Below are 19,524 nucleotides of genomic sequence, written 5' to 3'. Positions count from 1 at the left end.
TCAACTCAGTGAGCCGCTTCCGGCTTGTGCTTCGCCGCGCTCTGGAAATCGTACGTCAGCTCGTTCTTCGCCTGATCCAGCGCCACGGTCACCTGGCCGCCGTCAACCAGCGACCCAAACAGCAGTTCGTTCGCCAGCGGTTTCTTCAGGTTGTCCTGAATCACGCGCGCCATCGGACGGGCACCCATCGCACGGTCGTAGCCTTTCTCAGCCAGCCAGTTGCGGGCCTCCTGGCTCACTTCCAGCGACACGCCTTTCTGATCCAGCTGAACCTGCAGCTCGACGATGAACTTATCCACCACCTGATGGATCACCTCGGTAGACAGGTGATCGAACCAGATAATGTTGTCCAGACGGTTACGGAACTCCGGCGTGAAGATCTTCTTGATCTCCTCCATCGCATCGGTGCTGTTATCCTGATGGATCAGGCCGATGGATTTGCGCTCGGTTTCACGCACCCCGGCGTTGGTGGTCATCACCAGTACCACGTTGCGGAAATCGGCCTTGCGCCCGTTGTTATCGGTCAGCGTCCCGTTGTCCATCACCTGCAACAGGATGTTGAACACGTCCGGGTGCGCTTTCTCGATTTCATCGAGCAGCAGGACCGCGTGCGGATGCTTGATCACCGCGTCGGTGAGCAGGCCGCCCTGGTCAAAGCCCACGTAGCCCGGAGGCGCACCAATCAAACGGCTGACGGTGTGACGCTCCATATACTCGGACATATCAAAGCGCAACAGCTCAATGCCCAGCGCTTTGGAGAGCTGCACCGTTACCTCGGTTTTACCCACACCGGTCGGGCCGGCGAACAGGAAGGAACCGACAGGCTTGTGGTCATGCCCCAGGCCAGCACGGGCCATCTTAATCGCTTCGGTTAAGGCCTCAATAGCTTTATCCTGACCAAAGACCAGCATTTTCAGGCGATTGCCGAGGGTGCGCAGCGTATCACGGTCGCTCTGAGAGACGCTCTTCTCAGGGATACGTGCGATACGGGCCACCACGGACTCGATATCCGCTACGTTCACGGTTTTCTTACGCTTGCTCGCTGGCATCAGGCGCGCACGCGCACCCGCTTCATCAATCACGTCGATCGCTTTATCCGGCAGATGACGATCGTTAATGTATTTCACCGCCAGCTCCACCGCCGCACGCACCGCTTTCGCGGTGTAACGCACGTCGTGGTGCGCTTCGTACTTGGTTTTCAGACCGTTGATGATCTGCACCGTTTCGTCAACCGACGGCTCGGTAACGTCGATTTTCTGGAAACGACGCGCCAGCGCACGATCCTTCTCAAAGATGTTGCTGAACTCCTGGTACGTCGTAGAGCCCATCACGCGGATCTTGCCGCTGGAGAGCAGCGGTTTGATCAGGTTGGCGGCATCTACCTGACCACCGGAAGCCGCGCCTGCGCCGATGATAGTGTGGATCTCATCGATAAACAGGATGCTGTTGGTGTCCTGCTCCAGCTGTTTTAACAGCGCTTTGAAACGTTTTTCAAAATCACCGCGGTATTTGGTGCCCGCCAGCAGCGAGCCGATATCCAGTGAGTAGATGGTGCAGTCGGCAATCACTTCCGGCACGTCGCCCTGCACAATGCGCCAGGCCAGACCTTCGGCAATCGCGGTTTTACCCACGCCAGATTCCCCCACCAGCAGCGGGTTATTCTTACGGCGACGGCACAGCACCTGGATGGCACGCTCCAGCTCTTTGTCGCGGCCAATCAGCGGGTCGATACCGCCAACGCGAGCAAGCTGGTTAAGGTTGGTGGTGAAGTTTTCCATACGATCCTCCCCGCCTGCTTGCTCTTCATTGCTGTTGATCTGTCCGCTGGGATCCGATGCCTGGTTAGGCTCGTCTTTTCGCGTTCCGTGAGAGATGAAGTTGACCACGTCGAGCCGGCTGACTTCGTGTTTACGCAGCAGGTAGGCCGCCTGGGACTCCTGCTCACTGAAGATGGCGACCAGCACATTGGCGCCCGTCACTTCGCTACGTCCGGAAGACTGGACGTGGAAAACCGCGCGCTGCAGCACGCGCTGGAAGCTGAGCGTCGGCTGTGTGTCGCGCTCTTCTTCACTGGCTGGCAGCACCGGTGTGGTTTGTTCGATGAAGGCTTCGAGTTCCTGACGTAGCGCCACCAGATCCACGGAGCAGGCTTCCAGCGCTTCGCGGGCAGATGGGTTGCTAAGCAGTGCGAGCAGCAAATGCTCGACGGTCATAAACTCATGTCGGTGCTCACGCGCTCTGGCGAAAGCCATGTTTAAACTGAGTTCCAGTTCTTGATTGAGCATAGGCACCTCCCCCAATTTTATGCCTTATCAGGCCTTTTCCAGCGTACACAGCAACGGATGCTCGTTCTCCCTTGCATAGTCGTTCACCATCGCTACTTTGGTTTCCGCTACTTCGGCAGTAAAGATGCCGCAGATCGCTTTGCCACGATAATGAACGGTAAGCATCAGTTGCGTTGCACGTTCAACATCATAAGAAAAGAACTTTTGTAGCACGTCAATAACAAATTCCATCGGCGTGTAATCATCGTTCATTAACATAACTTTATACATAGATGGCGGTTTTAGCGCGTCGCGCACTTTATCTTCCGCCAGCTGGTCAAAATCCAGCCAATCGTTGGTCTTACCCATTATGCATAACCACTTTGAATCTACCTCAGATGTTAGATAACAATCATCTATTACTGTCATCCGCGATGTCTGTCACAAACTGTTGCAATAGCGTTAACTGCCTCAAATTTTGGTTGATTATTGTCCCAACTCCAGCGCCAAACGCTTGACGGCTTCTTCCGTTTCTCTAAATTGTACAAGCGTGAGTTGGCGAGGTTTTGAACAGCCCCCACTCCACCACCGGTTCATTCCATCTTAATTTATAAGATTTACGAAGGATGTCGAAGCATGGAAATGGGTACTGTTAAGTGGTTCAACAACGCCAAGGGGTTTGGCTTCATTTGCCCCGAAGGCGGCGGCGAGGATATCTTCGCTCACTATTCCACCATTCAGATGGATGGTTACAGGACGCTCAAAGCCGGGCAGTCCGTCCGGTTCGATGTACACCAGGGGCCAAAAGGCAATCATGCCAGTCTGATCGTCCCCGTTGAAGCAGAAGCGGTTGCATAGCTCTCTGATTCATTGTGTACACCCTGCAGGCAAAATGCCAGCCCGATCGGCTGGCATTTTTATTTTCGGGTTATTCGCGCGCCAGCGCATCCACCGGATCCAGCCGCGCCGCGTTTCGCGCCGGTAGCCAGCCGAACAGAATACCGGTGAAGGTGGAACATAAAAACGCCGTCAGGATCGCCATCGGCGAGAAGCCAATCTCCCAGCCCGGTAAGAAGAGCTGGAGCGCAAAGGCGATCATCATCGAGAGCGCAATCCCCATCGCACCGCCCACCAGACACACCAGCACCGCTTCAATCAAAAATTGCTGCAGCACGTCGCTGGCTCTGGCTCCGACCGCCATGCGGATGCCGATCTCCCGCGTACGTTCGGTCACCGACACCAGCATAATGTTCATCACCCCTATCCCGCCGACGACCAGCGAAATCACCGCCACCAGCGTCAGGAACAGCTGAAGAGTACGTGTGGTCTTTTCCGCCGTTTTCAAGAGGCCATCCATATTCCAGGTGAAGAAATCCTTTTTCCCGTGGCGCAGGGTTAACAGCCGCTCCAGCTGCTGTTCCGCCAGCCCGCTGTCGTAGCCCTCCTTCACTCGAACGGTAATAGAGTTAAGCCATGACTGCCCCATGATGCGCCCGGAAATGGTGGTGTACGGCAGCCAGACGCGCAGGATTTTACTGCTGCCGAACATCGACTGCTTCTCTTCCGCCACGCCGATCACCGTCGCTGGCATGTTGCCTACGAGGATCACTTCCCCCACCACATTGGTCTTATTCGGGAACAGCTGCCTGCGGGAGTTAGCGTCTAACACCACCACCTGCGCCCTGCCCGCCAGCTGTTCAGCGTTGAAGGTCGCCCCTTCGCTGAAGGTCATGCCGTAGACGTTGAAGTAATCTCCGCTGACGCCGTTAGCGCTGGCCGCCACGTCGATGTTGCCGTAGCGCAGACGCAGGTTTTGCGAGACGGCAGGCGTGGCGGAGTTCACCCACGGCTGCTTCTGAATAGCCGCCAGATCGTCGTACTTCAGCGCCTGCTGATACTGCGGCTCGTCGTCGCCAAAATCTTTGCCGGGGTAAACGTCGATGGTGTTAGTCCCGATGGCGCGAATATCTGCCAGCACCAGCTGTTTCGCCGCATCGCCCACCACCACAATCGACACCACTGAGGCAATACCAATAATGATGCCAAGCATGGTCAGCAGAGTGCGCATTTTGTTGGCCGCCATCGCCAGCCAGGCCATGGTCAGCGCCTCGCGGAAACCGCTGGAAAACTGGCCCCAGCCGGTTGCGGCCGGCAGCGGCTCTTTCGGCGCCGCCGCTCTGGACTGACGTGGCGGCGGGTTGCTGACCAGCTCGCCGTCGTGGATCTCGATAATGCGTTCCGCCTGCGCTGCCACCTGCGGATCGTGGGTGACGATAATCACCGTATGCCCCTGATCGCGAAGCTGATGCAGGATCGCCATCACCTCTTCACCGGAATGGCTGTCGAGCGCACCGGTTGGCTCATCGGCGAGGATCACCTGCCCACAGTTCATCAGCGCGCGGGCAATACTCACGCGTTGCTGCTGACCGCCGGAAAGCTGCGAAGGCTGATAATCAACACGCTCCGCCAGCCCAAGACGCGTTAATAGCGCCTTCGCGCGTTCGAGGCGTTTTTTGCGCTCGACGCCCGCATACACCGCCGGCACTTCCACATTCTGCGCCGCGCTCAGGTGTGAAAGCAGATGGTAACGCTGGAAGATAAAGCCAAAATGCTCGCGACGCAGCTTCGCCAGCGCGTCGCCGTCCAGGGTGGAAACATCCGTCCCGGCCACGCGATAGGTGCCGCTGGTAGGCTTATCCAGACAGCCGAGAATGTTCATCAGCGTTGATTTACCCGAGCCCGATGCCCCGACAATCGCCACCATTTCACCGGCTTCAACGCGCAGGGAGATGCCTTTCAGCACCTCCACCGGCCCGTCGCCGGACGGATAGCTGCGACGAATGTCATTCAGCTCAAGCAGCGCCGTCATTGCGCGGCTCCAGGCAGGCTTTCGCTGGTGACCACTTCCTCACCCTCTTCCAGCCCTTTTACCACCACCACGTCGGTGTCGTTACGTGCGCCAATCACCACTTCCCGCTCGCGGGTTTCACCGTTGCGCAGCACCTTAACTTTGTAGCGATTATCCCCGGCGGATTCGCCCAGCGCGGAGAGCGGAACCGTCAGCACGTTTTTCACGCCGGTCAGCTGGATATGCACCTGAGCGGTCATGTCCAGACGCAGCACGCCCTGCGGGTTTGGCACCTCAAAACGCGCATAGTAGAAGATGGCGTCGTTGACCTTCTCCGGCGTCGGCAGGATATCTTTCAGCACCCCTTCATAGCGGGTTTGCGGATCGCCCAGCACCGTAAACCAGGCTTTCTGCCCCGGCTTAAGGTGAATGACGTCCGCTTCAGATACCTGGGCTTTCACCAGCATGGTGCTCATATCCGCCAGGGTCAGGATGTTCGGCGCCTGCTGCGCGGCGATGACCGTCTGGCCTTGCAGGGTGGTTATCTGCGTCACTTCCCCGGCCATTGGCGCAACGATTTGCGTGTAATCGAGGTTGGTTTTCGCCGTATCCAGCGAGGCCTGATTCCGCTTGATTTGCGCATCGATGGTGCCAATCTGCGCCTGCTTCACCGCCAGCTCCGTGGCGGCTGTGTCCAGATCCTGTTTCGAGATGGCCTGCGTTTTCGCCAGCGCCTGCTGGCGCGACAGGGTGACCTGAGCGAGATTACGCTCCGCCTGAGCCTGAGCGCGCTGCGCGCGCAACTCCATCAGCGTCGCTTCCACTTCGCGGATCTGGTTTTGCGCCTGCTCAGGATCGATCACGCCCAGCAACTGGCCTTTTTTAACCTTATCGCCAATCTCAACCGACAGGGTTTTAAGCTGACCGCTGACCTGCGCGCCCACGTCAACCTTACGCAGGGCATCCAGCTTCCCCGTCGCCAGCACGTTTTGTTGCAGCTCGCCCGGACGAACAATCAGCGTTTGATACTGTGGTACCGGCGCGTTCAGTACCTTCCATAACCAGAATCCGCCTGCTAACACCACTACCGCCAGCAGCAGAAACAGCTTTCTGCGTTTTCCCTTCAGGTTCATAAATATTCCAAATAATTGTTCTGGCTATCATCACCGTTGATTTTATCTAAACCACTCCTCAACGAAACCCCCGATCCCCGTTATCGTCGGGAATTGTTTACCCGATGTTGATAAAGCGCCTGCTGAAATAGCGAAATTCCACCAGAAGCAGGATCTAACATGTCTTCCATCGTCGATACACCTTATTCAACGCTGTCCCAGCCTAAATCGGGCTGGCAACTGTTTAAAAGCCTGGCATCGGGTTCCCTCACGCCGGGGCTGGCGTGGCAAAATCCGGCCTATCGACGTAAGTTTATGTTGCGCTCGCTGGCAACGCCGTTCACCACTGCGCGCCTGCTCGGAAACCTTGCAAAACAGCCCCGTCTGATGCAGATCCTGCGCGTGCAGCCCGGCCTGCCGTGCCGCCTGCACCGACCGTGGCTGACCGTCAATATGGGCCGTCAGAATACGCTGGACGCATTGGACAATCACTATCAGATGATGAGCCGCCATCTTCCGGCGTCACTGCTGAACGGCTACCTTTCCAGCCAGGGCATCACGCTGGTGACGTTAACGGGCAAAGAGGAGCAGCAGTTTAGCGTTCGCCTGAGCGCGGATGCGTTTCTGGACAAAGAAGGGGAAGCGACCCTCACTTTTTGTGACCACCAGAACACGGTGCTGGCCGAGCTGACCTTTACGCTGTGCAAATACCAGGGCAAGTCAACGCTCTTCATCGGCGGAATGCAGGGGGCGAAAGCGCATGTCCCGCACGAGCACATTCAGCTGGCGACCAAAGCCTGTCACGGACTGTTCCCAAAACGTCTGCTGGTTGAAGCGGTCATGACGCTGGCAGGCGCCTTCCCCGTCGAGCAGATCCTCGCGGTGAGTAACGCCACCCACATCTACCGCAGCTGGCGCTATCGCAAGAAAAAAGAGGGAAAATTGCTGGCTGACTATGACAGCTTCTGGCGCTCCCTTGGCGGACAGCAGCAGGAGAACGGCAACTTTGCCCTGCCACTGAACATGCCACGCAAACCGATGGAAGAGATTGCGAGTAAAAAACGGTCCGAGTACCGCCGCCGCTATATCCTGCTTGATAGCCTGCTCCAACAGGTATCGCAGGCGACTGCCCGTTAATCGGCTCTCCCGCGTGCCAGCCAGAGGACGCGGGAGAACATTTTACGCAGCAGCGTGGGCACCGACTCCACGCCCCGCCTGCCCGCTTCCGTCGCGACTTCAATGGCCAAATCCGGTTTTGACGACCGATGGATAGCTTTGGCGATCACCCGACGCATATTCATGGGCACATCCACCGGGATCATCGCCACGCGGTGAAAGACGTCGTCAAATCCCTGGCGGTACATAAAGTGCTCCATGTCCATCGCGGGCAACGTGGTCAGATGTTCCCGCTCCTCTTCACGATCGTTATTGAGCAGGCTGCGCACGGTCGCCGCATATTTTTTACCCGCCTCATCGCCATCCACCAGCACGTGCCACTCTATCCCCATCCGGCGCGCAAATTTGATCAGCGGCTTTAAGCCAGACTGAGCAAATTCGATCACTTTGATCCCTTCGGCATCAAAGTGGTGTCCGCACTGGCGAGCCAGCTCGTTTATCACCCAAGTTTCGGTTTCCCCTTCCACCAGCAACCAGCAACGGGCAAACAGGGAAGAGGCACGGTTAAAACGGATATGAAACGCAATGCGTCGGCCATCTTCGGCATTTAACCCGCCGGGCCCGAGCCGGTAGGCGGTGACCCGCGAGGATTCACGCACCAGGCGGCAGACATACTCCACCGGCGTCAGGGAGAGCAGCTCGCCGGAATTCGTGGTGGTGACACGCTGCAACGGCAGCAGATTAAGAAGATGCCACGCCACGGAAAGCATAATCGGGTGCAGCCGCGTTTCCGGATCTTCCACCAGCAGCAGCGGGCGCGCGTCCCGATCCAGGCGCACCGTCCCTTTCGCCTGTAAAAGCGTGGAGAATAATCCCAGCAGGATCACCCGATGCGTGCGCCCGCTGGGGCGGTCGATCATGCGGTTGATAATATCGAGATAGCGCCAGCTTCGTTGCTCGTCGTGCGAGCGGCGGCGCATCAGGCGGTGGCGCGCCTGCCCCGTTCCCTGCTCAGAGAAGTAGTGCTCCAGCAGTTGCACCATGGCAGACAGCCCCTGACGGATCTGGCCGTCGGTGAGGTTCTGCGGCCGCGAGACCAGTTCACGGGCGAGGAAATCCAGCTCGCGGGCGGTTACTTCCACCTCGGGCATATTCGGTACGGTGCCGTTACGGATCCGCCGCATAAAGCGCGCGTCTCGTAAGCGCAACACGGGGGAGAGGCGAATAAGATGGCGGGCAAGCTCGTCAATATTATCGAGCGGGATCGGATTCCCATTCTCATCAAGAAATTCACGCAGGGTTAATACCCCGTCGTTTTGCGCCATTTCGCCCTCAAGGCGATAGAAAATACGCTGGAACCCATCTTCACAGGGCACCCAGCAGGGCGACATAGGGCGAAAACGACGCACGCGATGGCGACCGGGCTCGGATTCGCGGAAGGTCAGAATGATATGCAGGTGTTTCTCGCGCCCGTTGACATCCCCCGGCGGAAACCAGAAGTCATCATGGACGAAGTGGTACAAGTTCTCTTCGGGCGAAAGCAGCAGCGTCAGGGCATCCAGCAGGCTGGATTTACCCCAGGCGTTTTCGCCTATCAGGACGTTGTTCTGTTCCAGTTGCAGCGACAGGCGGTTAATCCCGCGAAACCCGACAATCTCCACACGTTCGAGTAGCATACATCCCCCGCATTTCGGCCACTTTTTCCTTCAAGTTATCAGCAGTATAGCGGCAGGCTGTAGGTCACGACAGCAGAATATACGCCCCCTTAAATATTGGGCTATGCTCTAATTACCTCCGTTCTGAACAAGGATTGACATCACATTGCCTTAAATCAAATTTAGTGAATTTATTTGAGTGGCGAAGGGATGTTGATGGTTTCAAAATACTGGCTCTTTGAGTCGTCATCCCTTTATGGCGATATAACCCGCGCGCAGGAATGGGCGCGGACGTTTATTATTGAGGTGGTTATGTTCAGAAAATTAGCGGCAGAATGCTTTGGTACATTCTGGCTGGTGTTTGGTGGCTGCGGTAGCGCAGTACTGGCAGCCGCATTTCCGGAATTAGGTATTGGATTTGTCGGCGTCGCGCTGGCATTCGGTTTAACCGTATTAACCATGGCATTCGCCGTGGGGCATATTTCCGGCGGTCATTTCAACCCGGCCGTCACGTTAGGTTTATGGGCGGGCGGACGTTTCCCGGCGAAAGATATTATTGGCTATATTATTGCCCAGGTTATTGGCGGTATTATTGCCGCGGCGGTGTTGTACGTCATTGCCAGCGGAAAAGCCGGGTTTGACGCCGCGGCCAGCGGATTTGCGTCAAACGGCTTCGGCGAACACTCTCCAGGCGGCTACTCAATGCTGTCTGCTATCGTGATTGAAATTGTGCTCACCGCAGGTTTCCTGTTGGTGATCCACGGCGCAACGGACAAATACGCGCCTGCGGGCTTTGCCCCCATTGCTATTGGTCTGGCGCTGACGCTTATCCACCTGATCTCCATCCCGGTGACCAATACCTCCGTTAACCCGGCACGCAGCACCGCGGTGGCTATTTTCCAGGGCGGCTGGGCGCTTGAACAGCTGTGGCTGTTCTGGGTGATGCCAATTATTGGCGGTATTCTGGGCGGCGTGCTGTATCGCACCCTGCTGGAAAAACGCGATTAATTAAGTGCGGCCTGTAATGTCGGGTGGCGCTAAAGCTTACCCGACCTACGTGAGTGTGCACTTTGTAGGCCGGGTAAGGCGCAGCCGCCACCCGGCTTTCTTTTGCCGCTTTACTGTACAGCCTTTATTGGGTAGTGTCTCTGGCGCTTAAATGATACTCAAAAGGACCGGCTGTTCATGTTCTCAGGACTCCTCATCATTCTTCTGCCCCTGATTGTGGGCTACCTTATTCCGCTGCGTCATGAATCAGCCTTAAAGCTTATTAATCGTTTTCTCAGCTGGATTGTTTACGTCATTCTGTTCTTTATGGGGATCAGCCTGGCCTTCCTGGATAATCTGGCGACGAACTTGCTTTCCATCCTGCATTATTCTGCGGTTACGGTAGTGGTTATTCTGCTGTGCAATATTGCCGCGCTGTTCTGGCTGGAACGCACTATTCCCTGGAAAAATCACCACCATCAGGAAAAGCTTCCCTCCCGAATTGCGATGGCGCTGGAATCATTAAAGCTGTGCGGCGTGGTGGTGCTCGGTTTTTTACTGGGGCTAACCGGATGGGCTTTTTTACAGCACGCTACGGAAGCCAGCGAATATACGCTGATTTTCCTGCTCTTCCTGATCGGTATTCAGTTGCGAAATAATGGCATGACGCTGAAACAGATTGTCCTGAACCGCCGGGGCATGATGGTTGCCGTTATCGTTGTGGCCAGCTCAATGGCGGGGGGAGTGATTAACGCCTTTATTCTCGATCTGCCGCTGAAAACCAGCCTGGCAATGGCATCCGGTTTTGGCTGGTATTCGCTCTCCGGTATTCTGCTGACCGAATCGTTTGGTCCGGTGATCGGCAGCGCCGCCTTCTTTAACGATCTGGCGCGCGAGCTGATAGCCATCATGCTGATCCCCGGCCTGGTACGCCGCAGCCGCTCTACCGCGCTGGGCCTGTGCGGGGCCACCTCAATGGACTTTACTCTGCCGGTGTTACAGCGCTCGGGAGGTCTGGAGATGGTTCCTGCCGCTATTGTACACGGCTTTATTCTGAGCCTGCTGGTCCCCATTCTGATGGCGTTCTTCTCAGCCTGATACTGCTTTGGCGGTAGTGAACCTGCCGCCAAAATTGCGCTAAATCAATAACCCTCCACTTAGTATAAGAAAGCACTTTTCTCCGTTGTGGCACAGGCATAACCTTAAACATGTATCTCACATATAACTTTAACAGGTGTGATTATGTTTTGTGTGCAATGTGAACAAACCATCCGTACCCCGGCAGGCAACGGCTGCTCTTACGCGCAGGGTATGTGCGGCAAAACCGCAGAAACGTCCGATCTCCAGGACCTGCTGATTGCGGCGCTGCAAGGCTTATCCGCCTGGGCCTTCAAGGCCCGTGAATATGGCCTTGTCGATCACTATGTCGACAGCTTTGCGCCGCGCGCATTTTTCTCCACGCTGACTAACGTTAACTTCGATTCGCCACGCATTGTGGGCTATGCCCGCGAAGCGATTGCCCTGCGTGAAGCCCTGAAAGCGCAATGCCTGAATGCCGACGCCAGCGCCCGCGTGGACAACCCGATGGCGGAACTACAGCTGGTGAGCGACGACCTGGGCGAGCTACAGCGTCAGGCCGCCGAATTTACTCCCAATAAAGACAAAGCGGCGATTGGCGAGAACATCCTCGGCCTGCGCCTGCTGTGCCTGTACGGTCTGAAAGGTGCTGCGGCGTATATGGAGCACGCGCACGTACTCGGCCAGTACGACAACGACATTTATGCCCAGTACCACAAAATCATGGCATGGCTGGGCACCTGGCCTTCCGACATGAACGCCCTGCTGGAATGCTCGATGGAAATCGGCCAGATGAACTTCAAAGTGATGAGCATTCTGGATGCCGGTGAAACCAGCACCTACGGCCACCCAACGCCGACGCAAGTCAACGTCAAAGCGACCGAAGGTAAATGCATCCTGATCTCTGGCCACGACCTGAAAGATCTCTACAACCTGCTGAAGCAGACCGAAGGCACCGGCGTTAACGTTTATACCCACGGCGAAATGCTCCCCGCGCACGGCTACCCGGAACTGCGTAAATTTAAGCATCTGATCGGTAACTACGGCAGCGGCTGGCAGAACCAGCAGGTGGAGTTCGCCCGCTTCCCTGGCCCAATCGTCATGACCTCTAACTGCATCATCGACCCTACCGTGGGCGCGTATGACGACCGTATCTGGACCCGCAGCATCGTCGGCTGGCCGGGCGTGAGCCACCTTGAAGGCGATGATTTCGGTCCGGTTATCGCACAGGCGCAGCAGATCGCAGGCTTCCCGTACAGCGAAATTCCGCACCTCATCACCGTCGGTTTTGGCCGTGAGACCCTGCTGGGTGCGGCGGATTCCCTGATTGACCTCGTCAGCCGTGAAAAACTGCGTCACATCTTCCTGATCGGCGGCTGTGACGGCGCGCGCGGGGAACGTAACTATTTCACCGATTTCGCCACCCGCGTTCCGGAAGACTGTCTGATCCTGACCCTGGCCTGCGGTAAATACCGTTTCAACAAGCTGGACTTCGGCAACATCGAAGGTCTGCCACGCCTGGTGGATGCTGGTCAGTGTAACGATGCGTATTCAGCCATCATTCTGGCGGTCACGCTGGCAGAGAAACTGGGCTGCGGCGTGAACGATCTGCCGCTGTCGCTGGTGCTCTCCTGGTTCGAGCAGAAAGCGATCGTTATTCTGTTGACCCTGCTCTCTCTCGGCGTGACCAACATCGTCACCGGGCCGACCGCGCCAGGCTTCCTGACGCCGGACCTGCTGGCCATCCTGAACGAGAAATTTGGTCTGCGTTCCGTGACCAACGTTGAAGATGATATGAAGCAACTGCTGAGCGCGTAAGGAGTAACTCATGACCATGCCAACCTCACAATGTCCGTGGCGGATGCAGGTTCATCACATCCAACAGGAGACGCCGGATGTGTGGACACTGTCGCTGCTGTGCCATGACTACTACCCGTACCGCGCAGGTCAGTATGCGCTAGTGAGTGTGCGTAATTCGGCGGATACCCTGCGCGCCTACACGATCTCCTCCACGCCGGGCGTGAGCGAATACATAACGCTCACCGTCCGTCGTATTGATGACGGCGCAGGCTCCCGGTGGCTGACCCGTGACGTGAAGCGCGGGGATTACATCTGGCTGTCTGACGCGCAGGGCGAGTTCACCTGTGACGACAAGAAGGAAGACAAATTCCTGCTTCTGGCGGCAGGCTGTGGCGTAACGCCGATTATGTCGATGCGCCGCTGGCTGGCGAAATACCGTCCTCAGGCCGACGTGCAGGTGATCTTTAGCGTGCGTTCCCCGGAAGATGTGATTTTTGCCGAGGAATGGCGAAATTATCCGGTGACCCTGGTGGCTGAGCACAACGCGACGCACGGTTTTGTCGCGGGGCGTCTGAGCCGCGAAATGTTGCAAAGCGTGCCGGACATTGCGGATCGTACCGTGATGACCTGCGGCCCGGCGCCGTACATGGAGATCGTGGAGAAAGAAGTGAAAGCGCTCGGCGTGACCCGCTTCTTTAAAGAGCAGTTCTTCACGCCTGTAGCGGCAGCGGCGACCAGCGGGATGAAGTTCACGAAGCTGCAACCGGCGCAGACCTTCTTTGGTCGCGTGGGCACCACGCTGCTTGAAGCGCTCGAAAGCAATAACGTGCCGGTAGCGGCAGCCTGTCGCGCGGGTGTGTGCGGCTGCTGTAAGACGAAGGTGGTTTCCGGTGAATACACCGTCACCAGCACCATGACGCTGACCGATGCGGAAATTGCAGAGGGTTACGTGTTGGCGTGTTCATGCCATCCGCAGGGAGACCTGGTGCTGGCATAATCTGGCGCAGTGCCCCCATTTGTTGCCGGGTGGCACTGCGTTTACCCGGCCTACTTTGTACATGTTGGCTCTTCGTAGGCCCGGTAAGCGTTAGCGCCACCGGGCTTTTTGCCGGGTGACACTGCGTTTACCCGGCTTACGTTGTGCCTACTGCCTGTGCGTATGGAATACCAGGCAGCCAATACAGTGACTTTCTTCTAAGCTTGTAAGCGATATCACATAAAGGAGAAGGACCACCATGAAACAAACCGTGGCTGCATACATAGCGAAAACCCTGGAACAGGCTGGCGTAAAGCGTATCTGGGGCGTCACCGGCGATTCGCTGAACGGACTCAGCGACAGCCTTAACAAGATGAAGACCATTGAATGGATGCCCACCCGCCATGAAGAGGTCGCCGCCTTTGCCGCGGGTGCCGAAGCGCAGCTCACGGGCGAACTCGCCGTCTGTGCAGGTTCCTGCGGACCGGGAAACCTGCACCTTATCAACGGTCTTTTCGACTGTCACCGCAACCATGTTCCGGTGCTGGCGATTGCCGCACATATTCCGTCATCCGAAATCGGCAGCGGCTATTTTCAGGAGACGCATCCTCAGGAGCTGTTCCGTGAATGCAGCCACTACTGCGAGCTGGTCTCGTCGCCGGAGCAGATCCCACAGGTGCTGGCGATAGCCATGCGTAAGGCGATCCTGAATCGCGGGGTTTCGGTGGTTGTGCTGCCGGGGGACGTGGCGCTGAAGGCTGCACCTGAAACCGCCACCACCCACTGGTACTCTGCGCCACAGCCAACCATTACCCCTGCGGATGAAGAGCTTAAAAAGCTGGCGCAACTGCTGCGATACTCCAGCAATATCGCCTTGATGTGCGGCAGCGGCTGTGCCGGCGCGCATAAAGAGCTGGTGGAATTTGCCGCTAAGCTGAAGGCGCCAGTTGTGCACGCCCTGCGCGGGAAAGAGCACGTTGAATACGATAACCCGTACGATGTGGGCATGACCGGGCTGATCGGTTTTTCCAGCGGCTTCCATACCATGATGAACGCCGATACGCTGATCCTGCTCGGCACCCAGTTCCCGTACCGCGCGTTCTACCCGACGGATGCGAAAATTATCCAGATCGACATTAATCCCGGTAGCATCGGCGCGCACAGCAAGGTGGATATGGCGCTTATCGGCGATATTAAATCCACCCTCGCCGCCCTCCTGCCGCTGCTGGAAGAAAAAACGGACCGCAAATTCCTCGATAAAGCCCTGAGCGACTATCGCGATGCGCGTAAGGGGCTGGACGATCTCGCCAAACCGAGCGAAAAAGCGATCCACCCGCAGTATCTGGCGCAGCAGATCAGCCACTTTGCCGACGACGATGCCATCTTCACCTGCGACGTGGGTACGCCCACCGTCTGGGCCGCGCGCTATCTGAAAATGAACGGCAAACGACGCCTGCTTGGCTCGTTCAACCATGGCTCAATGGCCAACGCCATGCCGCAGGCGCTGGGCGCAAAAGCGACGGCACCGGAACGTCAGGTGGTGGCGATGTGCGGCGACGGCGGGTTCAGTATGCTGATGGGGGATTTCCTGTCGGTGGCGCAGATGAAGCTTCCGCTGAAAATCGTGGTCTTTAACAACAGCGTGCTGGGCTTTGTGGCGATGGAGATGAAGGCCGGAGGCTACCTCACGGACGGCACCGAGCTGCACGACACCAACTTCGCCCGCATCGCCGAAGCCTGCGGTATCACCGGTATTCGGGTGGAGAAAGCCTCAGAGGTGGACGAAGCCCTGCAACGTGCCTTCTCCATCGACGGCCCGGTACTGGTGGATGTGGTGGTCGCTAAAGAAGAGCTGGCAATCCCGCCTCAAATCAAGCTGGAACAGGCTAAAGGTTTTAGCCTCTACATGCTGCGCGCCATCATCAGCGGGCGCGGTGACGAAGTGATCGAACTGGCAAAAACCAACTGGCTCAGGTAAAACATTTCACAAGACCTCTTAAATGAAAGGGATGTGAAATGATTGATTTACGTAGTGATACCGTTACCCGACCGGGCCGCGCCATGCTCGAAGAGATGATGGCCGCCCCGGTCGGGGACGACGTCTACGGCGATGACCCGACGGTCAACGAACTCCAGCGCTATGCGGCCGAGCTGAGCGGTAAAGAGGCTGCCCTGTTCCTGCCCACCGGCACGCAGGCTAACCTGGTGGCGCTGCTGAGCCACTGCGAGCGCGGCGAAGAGTATATCGTCGGCCAGGGGGCGCATAACTACCTGTACGAAGCCGGCGGCGCGGCGGTGCTTGGCAGCATTCAGCCGCAGCCGATCGATGCTGCGCCGGACGGTACGCTGCCGCTGGACAAAGTCGCGGCAAAAATCAAAGCCGATGATATTCACTTCGCCCGCACTAAACTGCTGAGCCTCGAAAACACCCATAACGGTAAAGTCCTGCCGCGCGAATACCTGAAAGCGGCATGGGATTTTACCCGCGAGCGCAAGCTCGGCCTGCACGTTGACGGCGCACGTATCTTCAACGCCGTGGTGGAGTACGGCTGCGAGCTGAAAGAGATCACCCAATATTGCGACTCGTTCACCATTTGCCTCTCTAAAGGGCTGGGCACGCCGGTAGGTTCCCTGCTGGTTGGCAGCGCGGACTACATCAGACGCGCCAACCGCTGGCGCAAAATGACCGGCGGCGGGATGCGTCAGGCGGGTATTCTGGCGGCTGCCGGACTGTACGCCCTGAAAAATAACGTGTCACGCCTGAAAGACGATCACGACAATGCGGCGTGGATGGCAGCGCAGCTGCGTGAAATCGGCGCTGATGTCATGCGTCATGACACCAACATGCTGTTTGTCCGCGTCGGCAATGAGCATGCTGCCGCGCTGGGCGAATTTATGAAAGCCCGAGGCGTGCTGATCAACGCCTCCCCGGTCGTGCGACTGGTGATGCATCTTGACGTTAACCGCGAGCAGTTGACCGAGGTGGTGAAACACTGGCAGGCGTTTTTACAGCGTTAAGGAGCATACCGTGCCGCAACGTATTCTGGTGCTCGGTGCCAGCGGGTATATCGGTCAGCATCTGACCACTGCGTTAAGCCAGCAGGGGCACCAGGTGCTGGCAGTGGCACGCAACACGGAACGCCTGCAAAAGCTACATTTGCCTGGCGTGACGTGTCACAACGTTGACCTTAACTGGCCGAAAGCGCTTCCTGCGCTGCTGGAAGGGGTCGATACGCTTTACTACCTTGTTCACAGCATGGGCGAAGGCGGCGATTTTATCGCCCACGAGCGTCAGGTGGCGATGAACGTACGTGATACGCTGCTGCAAACGCCGGTAAAGCAGGTGATCTTTCTAAGCTCGCTTCAGGCGCCTGAGAACGAGCAGTCAGACCATCTGCGCGCCCGGCAACTGACGGCAGAGACATTGCGAAGCGCCCGTATCCCCGTCACCGAACTGCGGGCAGGGATCATCGTCGGCGCGGGTTCCGCCGCGTTCGAAGTGATGCGCGATATGGTCTACAACCTGCCTGTGCTGACACCGCCGCGCTGGGTACGCTCGCGCACCACGCCCATTGCGCTGGAGAATTTACTCCACTATCTGGTGGCATTGCTGGATCATCCGGCGGCGGCGCATCGTGTGCTGGAGGCGGCTGGCCCGGAAGTGTTGAGCTATCAGGCGCAGTTCGAACATTTTATGCGGGTGAGTGGCCGCCGCCGCTGGCTGGTGCCCGTCCCCTTCCCGACCCGCTGGATTTCGGTGTGGTTTTTGAATGTGATCACCTCCGTGCCGCCGACGACTGCCAAAGCGCTTATACAGGGACTGAAACACGATCTGCTGGCGGACGATCGTGAACTGCGTGCCTTGATCCCTCAGGAATTGATCCCCTTCGACGATGCCGTACGCAATACGCTGAAAGAAGAAGAGAAGCTGGTGAACTCCAGTGACTGGGGCTACGACGCGCAGGCGTTTGCCCGCTGGCGGCCCGAGTACGGCTATTACCCAAAACAGGCGGGCTGTACGGTAAAAACCACTGCCAGCCTCTCAGCGCTGTGGGACGTTGTGAACCAGATCGGCGGCAAAGAGCGCTATTTCTTCGGCAATATCCTCTGGCAAACGCGCGGCGCGCTGGATCTGCTGGTGGGTCACCGGCTGGCAAAAGGCCGTCCTGCCGCCCCGTATCTGAACGTGGGCGATACGGTCGACAGCTGGAAGGTGATCATCGTTGAGCCGGAAAAACAGCTGGCGCTGCTGTTTGGCATGAAGGCACCGGGGCTGGGGCGGCTCTGCTTCACCCTTAAAGACAAAGGCGATCACCGCGAGCTGGACGTTCGGGCGTGGTGGCACCCGCACGGAATGCCCGGGCTGTTCTACTGGCTGCTGATGATCCCGGCACACCTGTTTATCTTCCGCGGAATGGCGAAACGGATTGCGCAACTGGCAGAAGAAAAGCGGGAAAGTAACTAAATAAAACTCTTAATCTTTCACCTTTCCCATTGCAACACATCGTAATTCACGAAAGAATGCGCACGAAATTCTTTTCAACACAGTGGATTGTTATGAAGGTACTGGTTACCGGGGCGACCAGCGGCTTAGGCCGAAATGCGGTCGAATTTCTGCGCAACAAAGGCATCAGCGTGAGGGCCACCGGTCGCAACGAGGCGATGGGCAAGCTCTTGCAAAAAATGGGCGCTGAGTTTGTCCATGCCGACCTGACGGAGCTGGTCTCCTCTCAGGCCAAGGTGATGCTCGCCGGTATCGATACGCTGTGGCACTGCTCCAGTTTTACCTCCCCGTGGGGTACCCAGGAAGCCTTCGATCTCGCCAACGTGCGCGCCACGCGCCGTCTGGGCGAATGGGCCGTCGCCTGGGGCGTGCGTAACTTTATTCATATCTCTTCCCCGTCGCTCTATTTTGATTATCACCATCATCGTGATATTCAGGAAGATTTCCGCCCTGCGCGCTTTGCCTGTGAATTTGCCCGCAGTAAAGCGGCTGGCGAAGAGGTGATCGACCTGCTGGCCCAGTCAAATCCGCACACCCGCTTTACCGTGCTGCGACCACAGAGCCTGTTTGGGCCGCACGACAAAGTCTTTATCCCGCGACTGGCCCAGATGATGCACCATTACGGCAGCGTGCTGTTACCACGCGGCGGCGATGCGCTGGTAGACATGACCTATTACGAAAATGCCGTTCACGCCATGTGGCTGGCGAGCCAGCCGGAGTGCGATAAGCTGGTGTCGGGCCGCGCCTATAACATTACCAACGGCGAACCCTGTACCCTGCGCAGCATTGTGCAAAGGCTGATTGATGAGTTAAAAATCGACTGCCGGATCCGTTCTGTTCCCTACCCGATGCTGGACATGATTGCCCGCAGCATGGAGCGCTTTGGCAGTAAATCGGCGAAAGAGCCTGCGCTGACGCATTACGGTGTGTCGAAGCTCAACTTTGATTTTACGCTGGATATTTCTCGGGCGGAGAACGAGCTGGGGTATAAACCGATTATCTCGCTCGATGAAGGGATAGTGCGTACGGCGGCGTGGTTGCGGGATCACGGGAAGTTACACCGGTAAGCGTTCCAGCCTCATGTAGGCCGGGTAAGCGCAGCGCCACCCGGCAAAAAACAGAGAGTGCGGACTGATGCCCTCACCCCGGCTCTCTCCCACAGGTAGAGGGTGCAAACATTAAAAC

At 57.3% G+C, this 19,524-nt stretch carries 15 protein-coding genes; 10 read left to right on the top strand and 5 right to left on the bottom strand.

What is annotated here, in order from left to right:
- Positions 1–5: 5 nt before the first annotated feature.
- Together clpA and clpS are read right to left on the bottom strand one after the other, a co-directional pair.
- Positions 6–2,285: an ATP-dependent Clp protease ATP-binding subunit ClpA gene (clpA, locus tag ACQG0S_RS07355; RefSeq protein WP_022647611.1), complete on the bottom strand. Its 2,280-nt coding sequence runs from the start codon at positions 2,283–2,285 to the stop codon at positions 6–8.
- Positions 2,286–2,312: 27 nt separating this feature from the next.
- The gene (gene clpS, locus ACQG0S_RS07350; protein ID WP_006174393.1) at positions 2,313–2,633 is read right to left on the bottom strand and encodes an ATP-dependent Clp protease adapter ClpS; all 321 of its coding nucleotides are present in this window, start codon (positions 2,631–2,633) and stop codon (positions 2,313–2,315) included.
- A gap of 267 nt (positions 2,634–2,900) precedes the next feature.
- On the opposite strand from clpS, the gene cspD reads away from it, so the two are divergent.
- Positions 2,901–3,122 (top strand): cold shock-like protein CspD, encoded by a 222-nt coding sequence (cspD, locus tag ACQG0S_RS07345; protein ID WP_006174390.1) that lies wholly within the window; start codon positions 2,901–2,903, stop codon positions 3,120–3,122.
- Between the two features lie 70 nt (positions 3,123–3,192).
- Here the strand turns inward: cspD and macB are convergent, their stop codons facing one another.
- Positions 3,193–5,133 carry a macrolide ABC transporter ATP-binding protein/permease MacB gene (gene macB / locus ACQG0S_RS07340; RefSeq protein ID WP_169441030.1) on the bottom strand — a complete coding sequence of 647 codons (1,941 nt, stop codon included), beginning with the start codon at positions 5,131–5,133 and terminating at the stop codon, positions 3,193–3,195.
- On the bottom strand, positions 5,130–6,245 hold the full coding sequence (gene macA, locus ACQG0S_RS07335) for a macrolide transporter subunit MacA (protein WP_022647609.1): 1,116 nt from the start codon (positions 6,243–6,245) through the stop codon (positions 5,130–5,132). The genes macB and macA overlap by 4 nt, the downstream gene beginning before the upstream one ends.
- 159 nt (positions 6,246–6,404) lie before the next feature.
- Between macA and ACQG0S_RS07330 the strand changes: the two genes are divergently transcribed.
- Positions 6,405–7,361: a VirK/YbjX family protein gene (locus ACQG0S_RS07330; protein WP_169441028.1), complete on the top strand. Its 957-nt coding sequence runs from the start codon at positions 6,405–6,407 to the stop codon at positions 7,359–7,361.
- On the opposite strand, the gene ACQG0S_RS07325 is transcribed toward ACQG0S_RS07330, so the two are convergent.
- On the bottom strand, positions 7,358–9,016 hold the full coding sequence (locus ACQG0S_RS07325) for an ATP-dependent endonuclease (RefSeq protein ID WP_426750164.1): 1,659 nt from the start codon (positions 9,014–9,016) through the stop codon (positions 7,358–7,360). The genes ACQG0S_RS07330 and ACQG0S_RS07325 overlap by 4 nt on opposite strands.
- A 291-nt stretch (positions 9,017–9,307) precedes the next feature.
- Here ACQG0S_RS07325 and aqpZ point away from each other — a divergent pair, with 291 nt between their 5' ends.
- The 8 genes from aqpZ to ACQG0S_RS07285 all read left to right on the top strand — a co-directional run bounded on the left by aqpZ (position 9,308) and on the right by ACQG0S_RS07285 (position 19,406).
- Entirely contained in the window at positions 9,308–10,003 is a 696-nt protein-coding gene (gene aqpZ / locus ACQG0S_RS07320) for an aquaporin Z (RefSeq protein ID WP_026080729.1), read from the top strand.
- A gap of 177 nt (positions 10,004–10,180) precedes the next feature.
- Positions 10,181–11,080 carry a lysine exporter LysO family protein gene (locus ACQG0S_RS07315; protein WP_022647606.1) on the top strand — a complete coding sequence of 300 codons (900 nt, stop codon included), beginning with the start codon at positions 10,181–10,183 and terminating at the stop codon, positions 11,078–11,080.
- A gap of 144 nt (positions 11,081–11,224) precedes the next feature.
- Entirely contained in the window at positions 11,225–12,877 is a 1,653-nt protein-coding gene (gene hcp / locus ACQG0S_RS07310; protein WP_426750162.1) for a hydroxylamine reductase, read from the top strand.
- Positions 12,878–12,887: 10 nt separating this feature from the next.
- On the top strand, positions 12,888–13,856 hold the full coding sequence (gene hcr / locus ACQG0S_RS07305; protein WP_023299707.1) for an NADH oxidoreductase: 969 nt from the start codon (positions 12,888–12,890) through the stop codon (positions 13,854–13,856).
- 238 nt (positions 13,857–14,094) lie between these two features.
- Positions 14,095–15,813, top strand: a complete 1,719-nt coding sequence (gene poxB, locus ACQG0S_RS07300; RefSeq protein ID WP_022647603.1) for a ubiquinone-dependent pyruvate dehydrogenase — start codon at positions 14,095–14,097, stop codon at positions 15,811–15,813.
- A 38-nt stretch (positions 15,814–15,851) separates the two neighbouring features.
- Positions 15,852–16,853, top strand: coding sequence for a low-specificity L-threonine aldolase (gene ltaE / locus ACQG0S_RS07295; RefSeq protein WP_032624552.1), 1,002 nt, complete (start codon positions 15,852–15,854; stop codon positions 16,851–16,853).
- A gap of 10 nt (positions 16,854–16,863) precedes the next feature.
- On the top strand, positions 16,864–18,300 hold the full coding sequence (locus tag ACQG0S_RS07290; RefSeq protein ID WP_045623357.1) for an SDR family oxidoreductase: 1,437 nt from the start codon (positions 16,864–16,866) through the stop codon (positions 18,298–18,300).
- Positions 18,301–18,392: 92 nt separating this feature from the next.
- The gene (locus tag ACQG0S_RS07285) at positions 18,393–19,406 is read left to right on the top strand and encodes an NAD-dependent epimerase/dehydratase family protein (protein WP_022647600.1); all 1,014 of its coding nucleotides are present in this window, start codon (positions 18,393–18,395) and stop codon (positions 19,404–19,406) included.
- The last annotated feature ends 118 nt before the right edge of the window (positions 19,407–19,524 follow it).

Origin of the sequence: Enterobacter cloacae complex sp. 418I7, assembly GCF_050030705.1 — a bacterium.
GTDB lineage: Bacteria > Pseudomonadota > Gammaproteobacteria > Enterobacterales > Enterobacteriaceae > Enterobacter > Enterobacter intestinihominis.
This window is presented reverse-complemented; position numbering and strand designations above follow the sequence as displayed.

Excerpts from the sequence above, each read along its gene's own strand:
- clpA (WP_022647611.1), bottom strand. The coding sequence starts at position 2,285 with ATGCTCAATCAAGAACTGGAACTCAGTTTAAACATGGCTTTCGCCAGA.
- clpS (WP_006174393.1), bottom strand. The coding sequence starts at position 2,633 with ATGGGTAAGACCAACGATTGGCTGGATTTTGACCAGCTGGCGGAAGAT.
- cspD (WP_006174390.1), top strand. The coding sequence starts at position 2,901 with ATGGAAATGGGTACTGTTAAGTGGTTCAACAACGCCAAGGGGTTTGGC.
- macB (WP_169441030.1), bottom strand. The coding sequence starts at position 5,133 with ATGACGGCGCTGCTTGAGCTGAATGACATTCGTCGCAGCTATCCGTCC.
- macA (WP_022647609.1), bottom strand. The coding sequence starts at position 6,245 with ATGAACCTGAAGGGAAAACGCAGAAAGCTGTTTCTGCTGCTGGCGGTA.
- ACQG0S_RS07330 (WP_169441028.1), top strand. The coding sequence starts at position 6,405 with ATGTCTTCCATCGTCGATACACCTTATTCAACGCTGTCCCAGCCTAAA.
- ACQG0S_RS07325 (WP_426750164.1), bottom strand. The coding sequence starts at position 9,016 with ATGCTACTCGAACGTGTGGAGATTGTCGGGTTTCGCGGGATTAACCGC.
- aqpZ (WP_026080729.1), top strand. The coding sequence starts at position 9,308 with ATGTTCAGAAAATTAGCGGCAGAATGCTTTGGTACATTCTGGCTGGTG.
- ACQG0S_RS07315 (WP_022647606.1), top strand. The coding sequence starts at position 10,181 with ATGTTCTCAGGACTCCTCATCATTCTTCTGCCCCTGATTGTGGGCTAC.
- hcp (WP_426750162.1), top strand. The coding sequence starts at position 11,225 with ATGTTTTGTGTGCAATGTGAACAAACCATCCGTACCCCGGCAGGCAAC.
- hcr (WP_023299707.1), top strand. The coding sequence starts at position 12,888 with ATGACCATGCCAACCTCACAATGTCCGTGGCGGATGCAGGTTCATCAC.
- poxB (WP_022647603.1), top strand. The coding sequence starts at position 14,095 with ATGAAACAAACCGTGGCTGCATACATAGCGAAAACCCTGGAACAGGCT.
- ltaE (WP_032624552.1), top strand. The coding sequence starts at position 15,852 with ATGATTGATTTACGTAGTGATACCGTTACCCGACCGGGCCGCGCCATG.
- ACQG0S_RS07285 (WP_022647600.1), top strand. The coding sequence starts at position 18,393 with ATGAAGGTACTGGTTACCGGGGCGACCAGCGGCTTAGGCCGAAATGCG.